This window comes from Helicobacter valdiviensis, from assembly GCF_003245365.1.
Classification (GTDB): domain Bacteria; phylum Campylobacterota; class Campylobacteria; order Campylobacterales; family Helicobacteraceae; genus Helicobacter_D; species Helicobacter_D valdiviensis.
Genome location: NZ_NBIU01000006.1, coordinates 46,532 through 59,548, shown reverse-complemented (window position 1 = coordinate 59,548; position 13,017 = coordinate 46,532). Strand labels below are relative to the sequence as shown.

Annotated in this window: 10 protein-coding genes; 4 read left to right on the top strand and 6 right to left on the bottom strand. The window is 33.6% G+C overall.

The genetic code is table 11. The features are described from left to right. Positions 1–36: 36 nt before the first annotated feature. The 6 genes from B6S12_RS03480 to B6S12_RS03455 all read right to left on the bottom strand — a co-directional run bounded on the left by B6S12_RS03480 (position 37) and on the right by B6S12_RS03455 (position 8,229). Positions 37–699, bottom strand: coding sequence for a hypothetical protein (locus tag B6S12_RS03480; RefSeq protein WP_111229425.1), 663 nt, complete (start codon positions 697–699; stop codon positions 37–39). Position 700: 1 nt separating this feature from the next. Beyond that, on the bottom strand, positions 701–3,097 hold the full coding sequence (locus B6S12_RS03475) for a molybdopterin-dependent oxidoreductase (RefSeq protein ID WP_111229424.1): 2,397 nt from the start codon (positions 3,095–3,097) through the stop codon (positions 701–703). A gap of 1,126 nt (positions 3,098–4,223) precedes the next feature. Next, on the bottom strand, positions 4,224–5,204 hold the full coding sequence (locus tag B6S12_RS03470; protein ID WP_111229423.1) for an SAM-dependent methyltransferase: 981 nt from the start codon (positions 5,202–5,204) through the stop codon (positions 4,224–4,226). Then, positions 5,191–7,125 (bottom strand): ribosomal protection-like ABC-F family protein, encoded by a 1,935-nt coding sequence (abc-f, locus tag B6S12_RS03465; protein WP_111229422.1) that lies wholly within the window; start codon positions 7,123–7,125, stop codon positions 5,191–5,193. Before abc-f ends, B6S12_RS03470 begins: the two co-directional genes overlap by 14 nt. Then, complete coding sequence (lgt, locus tag B6S12_RS03460) at positions 7,122–7,943, bottom strand: prolipoprotein diacylglyceryl transferase (protein ID WP_111229421.1); 822 nt, start codon at positions 7,941–7,943, stop codon at positions 7,122–7,124. Before lgt ends, abc-f begins: the two co-directional genes overlap by 4 nt. Then, complete coding sequence (locus B6S12_RS03455) at positions 7,927–8,229, bottom strand: hypothetical protein (protein ID WP_111229420.1); 303 nt, start codon at positions 8,227–8,229, stop codon at positions 7,927–7,929. Before B6S12_RS03455 ends, lgt begins: the two co-directional genes overlap by 17 nt. 138 nt (positions 8,230–8,367) lie before the next feature. Between B6S12_RS03455 and B6S12_RS03450 the strand changes: the two genes are divergently transcribed. The 4 genes from B6S12_RS03450 to B6S12_RS03435 are packed head-to-tail and all read left to right on the top strand — an operon-like array spanning position 8,368 to position 12,960. Continuing rightward, a complete protein-coding gene (locus B6S12_RS03450) occupies positions 8,368–8,985 on the top strand; it encodes an acetyltransferase (RefSeq protein ID WP_111229419.1) in 618 nt (205 codons plus the stop codon). After that, the gene (locus tag B6S12_RS03445; RefSeq protein ID WP_111229418.1) at positions 8,982–10,106 is read left to right on the top strand and encodes an aminotransferase class I/II-fold pyridoxal phosphate-dependent enzyme; all 1,125 of its coding nucleotides are present in this window, start codon (positions 8,982–8,984) and stop codon (positions 10,104–10,106) included. Before B6S12_RS03450 ends, B6S12_RS03445 begins: the two co-directional genes overlap by 4 nt. Further along, a complete protein-coding gene (pglF, locus tag B6S12_RS03440) occupies positions 10,107–11,912 on the top strand; it encodes a UDP-N-acetylglucosamine 4,6-dehydratase (configuration-retaining) (protein ID WP_111229417.1) in 1,806 nt (601 codons plus the stop codon). Continuing rightward, positions 11,902–12,960 (top strand): glycosyltransferase family 4 protein, encoded by a 1,059-nt coding sequence (locus B6S12_RS03435; RefSeq protein WP_111229416.1) that lies wholly within the window; start codon positions 11,902–11,904, stop codon positions 12,958–12,960. Before pglF ends, B6S12_RS03435 begins: the two co-directional genes overlap by 11 nt. The last annotated feature ends 57 nt before the right edge of the window (positions 12,961–13,017 follow it).

Here is a 13,017-nt window from a genome sequence, read left to right as displayed (position 1 = left end):
ATTTAACAAAATAAGGAAAACTCCTCATTTTGCGTATTAATCACTAAGCGAAAAACCATCAATAGCATGGGATTGCAAATATTCCCATATTAATTTATCGTCTTGCTCTGTTGGCATTGCAAAGGCTTTCATAGTGCCATAAATCCCATCCCACTCTTGGATAGTATGCTCTTTTGGAGCGTGGGCTGCATGGCACATAGAACAATTATCATAATAGATAAATTCACTTTTGCTCCAAACTTCATTTTCATTTTTAGTTAAATCTTTAGTGCTAATAGCAACTTCCATCTGCTTTTGTGCTTTAGCATCTTTTAATAAAACTACCGCTAAAGATAGGTTTTCATTAGCATAGAGATTAACCTCATCGCCCTCTTTTAAAAACCCCTCTAATTTTAAGATTGTCTTATCACCTATTGTTCCTATTTCTTCTCCGCCAAAACCTTTTAGAAGAGTTCCAATTTCACTCTTGCCATCTTTAGAATAAATTTTAGCATTTTCTAGTGCAAAGCGATGGTTAGGAGAGAGTGCTTCTTTTTTGCTTTCTGCTGTTTGCGGAGTTTTCTCCAAACTAAAACAAGTATGGCAAGAATCCTCTATGCTAAATCTAGCAGAATGATTAGTACTTTCTTTTGTTTCTTTAAGATAAAAAAAGACAATAATTGCTGCTAGTATAATAATTACAAAACTAAATCTTTTCATTTTATGCTCCTATAATTTCTGGTGCTACAATAGACTTATAAGGCTTTAAAACTTCATCTTTGCCTAATTTTCTAATATTTACAAGACAAGTATTAATAGCTGTAGCTTGTGCCCATCTACTTGTTGGGCGTGAGCTTGTTAGCACATTGCAAGCCCCTGCATTACATCTTGGTATTTCATCTTTAATATTTTCAGGATCATACCATGCGCCCTCTTGAATCTGCACTACACCCTCTCTTATTTTATCGGTTACAAAAGCTCCTGCTAACACGGCACCTCTTTTGTTATAAACCTCTACTACTTCACCATGCTTTATGCCTAATTTTTTAGCATCGTTTGCATTGATAATGACTGGCTCACGCCCTTGGATTTTATACACATCTCTTACCCAAGTATTATCAAGCTGGCTATGCACTCTATAGCGTGGATGTGGGGTTAAAAGATGGAAAGGATACTCACTTACCTCTTTGCTTCCTAAATACTCACTAGGTTCAAACCAAGTTACATGCCCTTTCATATCTGGCAAATTTGCCTCTGCAAATTTATCTACAAAAAATTGTATTTTTCCGCTTTGAGTGGCAAGTTTGTTTGCTTCAGGATTCTCTCTAAAATCTGCATGACGCACATATTCTTTTGCGCTTGAACTTATATCAAACTCTACAAATCCATCTTTCCAAAATTCATCAAATTCTTTAAAGATAGGACCATCAGAACTTACATAAAACTTTTTAATCCACTCTTCATAGCTAAGCCCACCAGTGTATTGATGATATTTCTCTTCCCCACCAATTCTTCTTGCAAGTTCTGCAAAAATTGCAAAATCATCTCTATGCTCATAAGTAGGCTCTACAATCTTTTTCATAGCATAAATCACATTTCTTGAATAAGTGCTTCCGCTTGTAATATCATCTCGCTCCATTGTGCAAGTGCTTGGGAATACCACATCAGCCATTTTTGCCATAGGCGTCCACCAAGGCTCATGCACTACAACGGTATCTACACTTCTAATAGCTCTTATGAGTTCATTTGTATTAGGGTGGTGTCCCAAAAGTGTTGCCCCACAACAATAAATCATCTTAATTTCTGGGAATGTAATCACTTTACCTTTGAAATTAATAGATTTTCCTGGATTTAATATACACTCACTTACCCTACTTGCAGGGATTGAAAACTCCACTCTATTGCGTCCTTGCGAAAGTCCAGGGGTAGTTCTATATCCGCTATTTGCTTGTCCTCCACCTGCATAATGCATAGAAAAACCAATCCCGCCACCTGCAGTCCCAATCTGTCCTATCATGGAAGCAAGACAAATTAAAGCCCAATCTGCTTGTTCGCCATGCTCTGCTCTTTGCATAGCCCAATTTCCTGCTATAAATGTGCTTTGACTTACAAATAAATCACATAATTCTTGAATTTTAGCTTCAGGCACTTCTGTAATTTTTGAAGCCCATGCTACATCTTTGGGGATACCATCGTTTTTACCTAAAAGATAAGGCAGGAATTTATCAAATCCATCAGTATATTTTTCAACAAATGCCTTATCATATTTACCAGTTGTATATAGATAATACATCATACCTAAAGCTAGAGCAACATCTGTGTTTGGGCGTATTTTAATCCATTCTGCATCAAACATTTGCGCACTCTCATTATAATATGGATCTATACTTATAAATTTAATCCCTGCTTTTTTATATTCTGGATAATATAAATCATTTGCATGGTTTGGCACAACATAATCAATGCGGTTGCACTTAAACAAATCCGCACCCCACATTACATAAACTTTTGTATTTTTAATAATTTGCTCATGGGTAGTTTGCTGGGAATATACTTCTAAATCCCCTATAATATCGCTATTTACACGCCCTGCAGCACCATTACTATACTCACCATCAGTTCCAACAGCACCGCCTAATACGATATTAAAAAATCTACCAGTTACAATATTTGAATTATGCAATCTTCCTACATGTCCCCAACCTCCATAAGCTGCATTATAAATGTTTTCTTTTGGAGTAGTTTTTATCTTTTGTGCTACCAAATTAAGTGCAGTATCCCAATCCACTCTTACAAAAGGTTCTTTTCCTCTAAGTTCGGGAGAATTTTTCCCCTCTAAAAAGCTTTTTCTAACACATGGATATTTCACCCTAGAATCAGAATAAAGTCTATCAATCATAGATTTTATCATCACGCTTGGATTTTTATCTTGCGGACTTGGCAATACATCTATAAATTTACCGTCTTTAACCTTAGCAATAAATGGTCCAAAATGTGTCGCATGAGGAATATATTTAATTTCATTAATAGCACCCACCGCACTAAGAGGAGAGGCACTACCCATCAATGCCACAGAAGCAACTGCGGAAGTCTTTAATACATCGCGTCTTGAAAGCATTTTTTATCCTTTATAAATCATATTTAATATTTAAGAATTATAGAACAAATAAATCCTTTTAATGCTGAAAGTTAGAAATTTGGAATATATTAATTTTTATATGTATCAAAAAGAAAACATTTTTAAAGCAACTATTTTAAGGGATAATGGACTTATTTAGAAAAATTTATAATAAGTAAAATTATTTTTAAACTTTTGTTAATTTTATATTTAAGAAATATTATTAAGATTTTAAAAACAAGCTATTCAATAAAAATATTGCCCTAAATATAAACATCGCTTAAATTTTACCAAATTCACAAAACAAAGAAGGGTTAAAAACACCTAATAATCCAAAGACTTATTTTCAATATTTATAGATTGCTTCAGCCTTTTGCAGAGATTTCACAATGCCAAAAAACACATAAAAACTTTACAAATTTTAAATTTATAGCCATTAAGCAAAAATCCATAAAGCACCCACAAAGCATTCCACAAATAAAAACATTAAAAAATAGATAAATACCGCAAGATTTTAAAAAGGTAAAAAGAAAAGATTCTAACCTACTTATTTTAACTTCGCTGGGGTTGTAAATTCCTCATTACGCGAGGAAGGACACAAGTGTCCTTTCCAAACCCCTGAAGGCTCCGCGCCACTTCGTGAGAGCTTTGTTCTTTGTTTTAACTTTGCTGGGGTTGTGAATTCCTCATTACGCGAGCGGGAGTTCCACTCCCTGCACCACCTGAAGCCCCCGTCCCAATACGCTACGCTTGCGGGGAGCTTCGCTCTTTGCCTTTAGAAGTTTTTTTAAAATGCTTTAAGTCTAAGTTAAGCAGGTATTAACTAGAATCTTATTGGTTTTATAAGTGTTAGTTCTAGTTTTTCTTTGAGACTAGAACAAGAACTATTAAAGAAATTATAAATAAAATTATTAATTCCATACTAGCTCCTTTTTACATCTCCTATAAAGACAATAAAAACAAAGCTTAAAGCGTTGCAGTTATAGCATAAAAAAAATTAATACTAAGAATTTTTATTACAAATATTTATTTTATTGAATGGTGACCTAATGGGTTTTTTTAAGTTTTTTAGTTGTTTTTTTAGATTACCACAAGCAAAAGCTCTTGCAACAATGGAGAGTTAAAATCACAATACCTTTAAAAACCCCACACCAAAAAATCTTTCCCCTAAAAGTGCAGGCTCAATTAAAGTGCGTATTTTTGAGCTTTGTTGCATAAAAGATTCTAGCCCAAATGTATGGATATACCATTGCCCTACTTGATCTAGCCCAAAATCCACTAAAACCCTATTTTGTCTGCCAAAAAAGAGTTCTTTTGCACCTGTCTTTAAAAACTCTTTCTCCCAAAAGGAAAAATCCACATCATAAGTAATATCCCATTTTCCAAAATTCTCTTTTAAATCAAAGTCTTGTTCTTTATAGTTTTTAAAGAGATTTTGTGTAGTATGCCCCCTATAAAAGCGCAAAGAAAATTCCCCTCTTTTTTGCTTACTTCCATAATCAAAAGTGATAAAAAGCCACTCTTTAGCACAATCTTCTATTTCTTTTATAAACTCGCAAGCACCCACAGGTATTTCACCTATAAAACTAGAATCTGCTTCTTTTTGTGACAAAAATTGCAATCTAAAATCTTCTACAAAAGCCATTTTACCTTCATAATAAAGCTCACAAGCAAAAGCATCTAAAAGCTCATTGCTAATAAAAATAATAAAATCAAAGCTTTCTTTTTTTAAATCTGCAAAAGCATTAAAAATTTTTAACTCTAATCCCTCACAAACACTCTTAAAAGTGTCTTTTTGGATGGAGTGCAAATCTTGCAAAGGCTCTAATGTGGCAAATTCTACATTTTTTAAATGGTTTTTGTGTCGTAAATAAAAAGCAACATCGCTTATTAAATTTCCTCTTTCTGCACCAATTTCTACGATTGCTATGCGTTGGTTTGGGCGATTTTGCAAAAATTCTAAAAGATAATTTGCAATGCTATATCCAAAAAAAGCACTCACGCTCACACTTGTATAAAAATCCCCCTCTTTTCCCACACGCAAAGTTCTATAATATCCATTCTCCCCATAAAGCCACTCTTGCATAAACTCACTAAATTTTTGCATTTTCTAGCTCATTGTTTAATTCTTCAAGCTCTAAATATTGCAATATCTTTGCTTCATTTAGATTTTTTGCCTCTTCTAGCTCACTTGAAAGCTTTTTAAGCTCCTCTAAATTTTTATCTCCAGCATAAAGCTTAGCCTCTAGCTCTTTGATTTTTGCTTCTAAAGCCTCAATTTCAATAGGCAAATTCTCTAACAATCTTTGTTCATGATAAGATAATTTTGTTTTAGCTTTTTTTTCTTTAGGTTTTTGGGTAGCTTTACTTAATTCAGCCTGCAAAGAAACATAGCTTTTTAGCTCCTTTTCAATCTCCAAATACTCGCTAAAACTTTTATGACTTTCTTCAACCTCACCTTCCCCCCTAAAGACAAAAAGACGCCTTGCAATTTTATCTACAAAATATCTATCATGGCTTACAAAGATGATAGCTCCTTCAAAGCTCTGCAAATATTCTTCTAAAATATTAATAGTAGGAATATCTAAATCATTTGTAGGCTCATCTAAAATCAAACAATCATACTCTTTTGTAAATAATAGTGCCAAAGCTACGCGATTTTTCTCTCCCCCACTTAATGTGCCTATTTTTTTATCTAAAAATTCTTTAGGAAATAGAAAGTTTTTAAGATAACCAAATACATGCATATTTTTACCCTTTACATCTATTCTATCTCCTCCAAAAGGGCAAAAAGTTTCTAATAAATCCTTAGAATCATCAAGCATTTTTCTATGCTGATCAAAATATCCCACTTTTATATCGCCTTTTTCTATTTTGCCACTTGAAATTTTTAATTCCCCTAGCATTGCTTTTAAAAGAGTAGATTTTCCTGCACCATTTTTACCTACTATTGCGATTTTATCACCTTGCAAAATTCTTGTGCTAAAATGGGAGATAAGATTTTTATTACCAAATTGGATATGGATATTTTCAAGCTCAAAAAGCATTTTTTTGCGATTTACGCCTTCACTTTGGTTGAAATTTTTTCTCTCGCGTTCTAGCTCCAAACTCATTTTGCGGATTAAAGAAGGATTGTTTTTCGCCTCTTGTCGCATTTGCATAATGCGTTCTTTTCTGCCCTCATTCCTTTTTACTCTTGCTCTAACACCACGAGCCAACCATTCTTCTTCTGCCTTTAAATGTTTTAAAAGCACTTCATGGCTTTTTGCTAAACTTAAAAGCAAGGCTTCTTTGGCCTTTAAATAATCCCCATATCCCCCACTAAACTGCCTAATAATCATATCTTCTACTTCTATAATCCTTGTAGCTACTCTATCTATAAAATATCTATCATGGCTTATAAAAACTAGAGTTTGGTTTGTGCTTAATAGCAATTCTTCTAAAAACTCCACCATTTCTACATCAAGATGGTTGGTAGGCTCATCAAGCAATAAAATATCAGGCTTTGCAAGTAAAAGACAAGCAAGTGCAACACGCTTTTGCTCTCCTCCACTTAGTAAATTTACATAAGAATCTTCTAAAGGCTTTAGATTAAAACTCTCCAAAATCTGCTCTAACTTTGCATTAATATCCCAAGCATTGTGATGATCTATAAAACTTGAAATTTCTGCATGTTCTTTTAATAAAGCTTTATCGCTAGGAGATTTTTGCAAAAGTAGAGCAATTTCTTCTAATCTATTTTTGGCAAGATTGATTTCTTCTAAACTTTCCAAAATGGCTTCTTTTGTAGTTTGTCCCTCTTTAAAATCAGGCTTTTGCACTAAATGTTTTAAGCAAGGATTGCCCTCTAAAACCCTTTGCCCCTCATCTGCTTCTATCATTCCTCCTAAAATTTTTAAAAGTGTGGATTTTCCTGCACCATTTTTACCAACAATTGCCACCCTTTCATTTTCTCTAACATGCAAAGAAATATCTTTTAAAATGGGTTTATGATCGTATTGCTTAAAAACATTAATAAGCGCAATCATTTTACTCCTTTATAATCTTTTTTAGCAAATAATAAAATAAGTGCGATAACTCCAATGATTAGCGAGAGTAATTGCCCTTGCGTGAAAAAATTAAATGCAATAAAACCAAGCTCAATATCAGGCTCTCTAAAAAATTCAGCAATAAACCGCATAATAGAATACAGCAATCCATAAAGCAAGCCTATTTGCCCAATAAATGTAGCTCTTTTTCTATAAGCATATAAAATCACAAAAACGACAATACCTTCCAAAAATGCTTCATAAAGCTGGCTTGGGTGGCGTAAGATTCCATCTACATAGATTCCTATGGGGTTTGTAGTTTCTCTGCCGACTAATTCTTGATTTAAAAAATTTCCAATTCTTCCAAACACATAGCCTAGAGGTATGCTAAGTCCTGCTAAATCCATAAAAAGCCAAAAATTTGCCTTTTTAATTTTAGCATACAATAAAGAAGCTACTAAAAAGCCAATGACTGCACCATGATAACTCATACCTCTAATTCCTACAAAATTCCCCTCTTTATCAAAAGGATTAAAAATCTGCCAAGGATTTAACAAATAATAAGAAGTATAAGGATCATAAAAAATGATATATCCTAATCTTGCACCCAAAATTACGCCAATTTCCACCCAAATAAAATAGCTATCAAGCTCTAAATTTGAAATGGGATAGGAATCTTTTCTGGCAATCCATTTAGCCACCATTAAAGCCACTAAAAGTGCTAAAACATACATAATCCCATACCAATGCACTGCCATCCCAAAAACTTTAAAAGCAACCGGATCAAATTGTGCATAAATTTCATTCCAAATCTTCATAAACTACCTTAAAAAATGAATGTAACCCTAAGCGTAAAAAGCTCTCATAAAGACTAAGACTTCCCAAAGAAAAGCTAAAAGAAAACCCATCATATCTAGCGAGTTTTAAAAAGTAGCCCAAAATATAAAAATTAATTTCTCTTGCTGTGGGAATATAAAAATTAATTTCTTTTTTTTGCTCGTTTTTATGCTTTAAAAGCAAGCGTTTTAGTTCAAAATAGTCTTCAAGCTCTTTAAGTTTTCCATGTAAAATATAAGAATTTTCATCTAAGATTTCTAATCTCAAGCCCTTTACCTTGTGTAAAAAATAAATGTAAATAAGATTTTAACAAAAACTTGCATTTTTTACTATGAGATTGGCAAAGTTTTATTTTATAATTTCAATATAAAATTTTAAAATTACTTTGAAAAAATAAGGATTTTATTGAAAAAGTTTGCAATTTTTGGTGCAAGTGGGCATGGCAGAGTGATTTTTGATATGATAAAAAATAATGGCTTTGAAGTAAAATATATCATAGATGACAATCCACAAAACAAAGAAATAGGCAAAATCCCTGCAATTTCACGCGAAGAGTTTTTGGCGCTAGAGGATTTTTCCCTTTCTATTGCGCTAGGCGTTGGGGATAATACCTTGCGTCAAAAACTTTATGAATTTTTTACTTCTTTCAATTTTGGCTTACCAAGCATTATCCATAAGAGTGCTATAATTTCTCCAAGTGCCATTATTGAGGAAGCTTGTGTGATTATGCCAAATGTTGTAGTCAATGCCAATGCACTTGTAAAAAAAGGCACAATTTTAAACACTTCTTGCGTGCTAGAACATGATTGCATTGTGGGTGAGTTTTCCCATCTTTCACCAAATTCTACTTTATGTGGAGCTGTGAAAGTGGGAGATCGCACACATATAGGAGCAGGTTCTACAATTATTCCTTGCAAAAATATAGAGAATGATTGCATAATAGGTGCAGGAAGTGTAGTGATTTGTGATATTAAAGAAAATAAAAAAGTAGTAGGAAATCCCGCATTAAAGGAGCTAAAATGAGTTTTAGAGTATTTTTATCCCCACCCCAAATGGGAAAAAACGAACAAAAATATGTTGATGAAGCATTTAAAAGCAATTATATTGCACCTCTAGGCGAGTTTGTCAATAGATTTGAAAAAAACGCTATGGATTATACAAAATCACCCAATACACTTGCATTAAATAGCGGAACTTCTGCACTTCATCTAGCCTTAAGAGTAAGTGGGATTAAAAGAGGTGATTATATTTTGGCCTCTTCTTTTACTTTTATTGGCTCTATTGATGCAATTCTTTATGAGGGTGCAATTCCCGTATTTATTGATAGCGAAAAAGATTCTTGGAATCTCTCTCCTAAGCTTTTAGAAGAAGCATGCGAAAGCCTAAAAAAGCAAAATATTTTTCCAAAAGCATTAATTGTTACACATCTTTATGGACAATGTGCAAATCTTGATGCAATTAGTGAAATTTGTAAAAAATATAATATTTTGCTAATTGAAGATGCAGCTGAATCTCTAGGAGCATTTTATAAAGGCTCACATACAGGAACTATAGGGGAGTTTGGCGCATTATCTTTTAATGGTAATAAGATTATTACAACAAGTGGCGGAGGAATGCTTCTTGGCAAAAATGAAGAGCTTATGCAAAAAGCTAGATTTTATTCCACTCAGGCTAGAGAGAATCTTCCATATTACGAACATAAAGACTACGGTTATAATTATAGGCTTAGCAATATTTGTGCCGCTATTGGTGTAGGACAGCTAGAAGAAATTGAATCTAAAGTGCAAAAACGAAGGGAAATTTTTTCTTGGTATGTAGAATCTCTAAAAAACTTAGAAGTAGAGTTTATGCCAGAATTAAAAGACACTAGGGGCAATAGATGGCTAACAACTTTGAGTTTTAAAAATAGTAAAATCAATCCTTTTAGCTTAGTGGATTTTTTAGCCAAACTTGGAATTGAAAGTCGTCCGCTATGGAAGCCTATGCACCTTCAACCCCTCTTTAAAGACTCGCTTTCTTTTACTAATGGTGTGAGTGAAGAGCTTTTTAAAAGTGGGATTTGTTTGCCAAGTGGTGGAGCATTACAAAGAAGCGATATTGAAGAAATTTGCTCTTATATTTTAGATTTTATTAAAAGGGCTTAAGTGCTAAAATCCAACCTATTGCGTCCTAGCAACACAAAACGCATAATCTTTTTTGTGCTTGTAGATATTTTAGTATCCTATTTTACTTTACTACTTGCTTATGATTTAAGATTTTCTTTTCAAGTCCCCCTAGAGTTTAGTAAAAATGTGATTTTTGCTTTTGCTTCCTTGATAATTTTAAAAATCCTTGCTTTAAGTGTATTTAAAATCTATCTTGTTCCATGGAGGTTTTTTGGGCTTAGCGAGGCATTGAAGCTACTTTATGCACATTTACTTAGCTATAGTGTTTTTGGTATTTTAGTATTTTTAGGCGTTTTTGCCGATTTTCCTTTAAGTGTTGTGATAATAGATTTTGTAATCTCCTCCATCTTTATTGGTGCTATTAGAATCTCTAAAAGAACCTATTTGGAAAATTCCCCCAAAAACTCTCCAAAACCTGCTTTGATTTTTGGGGCAAACACACAAAGTGCCACCCTTATAAAAAGTGCATTAAATGGGGAACTTCCTTTCTATCCTCTAGCCATTATTGATGAGGATTTAAAAGAGCAAGGAAACTACATCTCCAATTTAAAAGTCTATCCAAAGAGCGCCATAAAAGAGCTAATGGAAAAACATAACATTAAAAGCGTGATTTTGACAAAAAGCTATGCAAAGCCACCCTTAGAAAACTTGTTTAATGAGCTAAAACAAATAGGTATTGAAGAGATTAAAATTGCCTCCATGCTAAAAGATGATGCACCCCTAGAAGATATTTCTATTGAAGATTTGCTCTCGCGTCCTAGCAAGGATTTAGACAAAGAAGTAATAGCAAGTTTCATAAGTGGAAAAAAGGTATTAATCACAGGTGCAGGCGGAAGCATAGGAAGCGAGATTGCAAGGCAGTGTGTGAGCTTTGGAGCAAAAAGGGTAATTTTAGTAGAGCATAGTGAATATAACTTATATGCCATTACAGAAGAGCTTACAAAAAACAATCCATTAGGAAAGCTAAATGCCAACCAGCCTTTGCGTCCAGTTATGCTATCTATTTTAGAAAAAGAAAGGCTACAAAAGTTGCTAGACGAAGAAAAGCCAGACATTGTCGTGCATGCAGCAGCTTATAAGCATGTGCCTCTTTGTGAATATAATCAAAAAAGTGCCATTGAAAATAATATTATTGGCTCAAAAAATGTAATGGATTGTGCTATAAAATCTAAAGTACCAAAAATTGTAATTATCTCCACAGATAAAGCTGTGCGTCCTACAAATGTAATGGGTGCTACTAAGCGTGTGGTGGAGCTTTATGCACAAAATGTAGATTCTAAACAAAGCGAGATTGTAGCAGTTAGGTTTGGAAATGTGCTTGGATCTTCGGGTTCTGTTGTGCCAAAGTTTAAAGCTCAAATCCAAAGTGGAGGCCCTATAACCGTAACCCACCCCGATATTACAAGATATTTTATGCTTATTCCTGAAGCTTGTAGGCTAGTGCTTCAAGCCGCCTCTATTGCCAAAGGTGGAGAGATTTTTATCCTTGATATGGGAGAGCCTGTAAAAATTGTAGATTTAGCTAAAAATATGCTAAGGCTTTATGGCAAAGAAAATGAGATAGAAATTACCTTTAGTGGTTTAAGACCGGGTGAGAAACTCTATGAAGAATTATTAATCGGAGAGAGTGAAGGTAAGACAAAATATCCTTCAATCCAAGTTGCGCGCCCTACTGAATACAACATAAACAAACTCAATAAAGATATTTTAGAACTTTTAGAATGTGAGGATAAAGTTTCTAAACTCAAAGAAATTGTAGTGGAGTTTAACCACAATGCAGGATAAAAAAAATATCGCTATTATCGTCTCATCACTATCTATGGGTGGAGCTGAAAAGGTGGCTTCCTTTTTGGCTAACAATTTGCCTTTTAATATTACGCTTATCTTATGGAGTGATAAAAATCGTTTTTATTCTGTTAATGAAAATGTAAAAATATGCGTAATAGGAAACAAAAGAATCCCGCTTATTGGTGGTTTAATCTCTAATATCACAAAAATTTTTAGTCTTGTTAAGATTTTTAAAAAACACAAAATAGACTTAACAATAAGTTTTATCCATCAAACAAACATCTTAAACATAATAGCTAGCAATTTAGCTAAAATTAAAAGTATTGCCACAGAGCATAGCATTTATGAGAGCTTAGAATCCCAAAAAGTCTGGTTTTTGTTGCGTAAGATAATTTACCCCTATGCAACTTGCATTACCACACTTACAAGCAAGGATTTAAAAAACTACTCTTTTTTAAAAAACATATGCGTAATGCCAAATCCCATAAGCATAGAAGAAGAGGAGCTAAAAGATTACAGCACATATAAGCCTTATATCCTAAGTGCAGGGCGTATGATAGAAAGCAAACATTTTGATGAGCTTATAGAAGCATTTGCAAAATTTAGCAAAACACACACAGAATATTCTCTTCTTTTAGCAGGAGATGGAGCTTTAAGAGAGAGCCTAGAGCAAAAATCAAAAGAGCTTGGAGCAAAGGTAGTGTTTTTAGGCAAACAAGAAAATCTATATAGTCTTTATAAACAAGCAGAATTTTTTGCCCTTAGTAGCTACAAAGAAGGGCTAAGCAATGTATTGATAGAAGCTTTAATGTGTGGGATTCCTGTGGTTAGCTATGATTGCCCTTATGGACCAGGAGAAATTATAGAACATAACAAAAATGGGTTTTTGGTGGAACTTGGTAATGTAGAAGGATTAGAAGAAGCTTTTTGTCAATTAATCCAACAAAAAGAACAAATGAGTAAGGAAGCCCCTAAAATTAAAGAGCATTTTGGCAAAGAGGTTGTGTTAAAAAAATGGCAAGAGCTTATCTCTAACGCTCTTTAAATTTTACACCACAACTATCCTTTCTTCTTTACGCCATTGTAAAATTTTTATCATTGC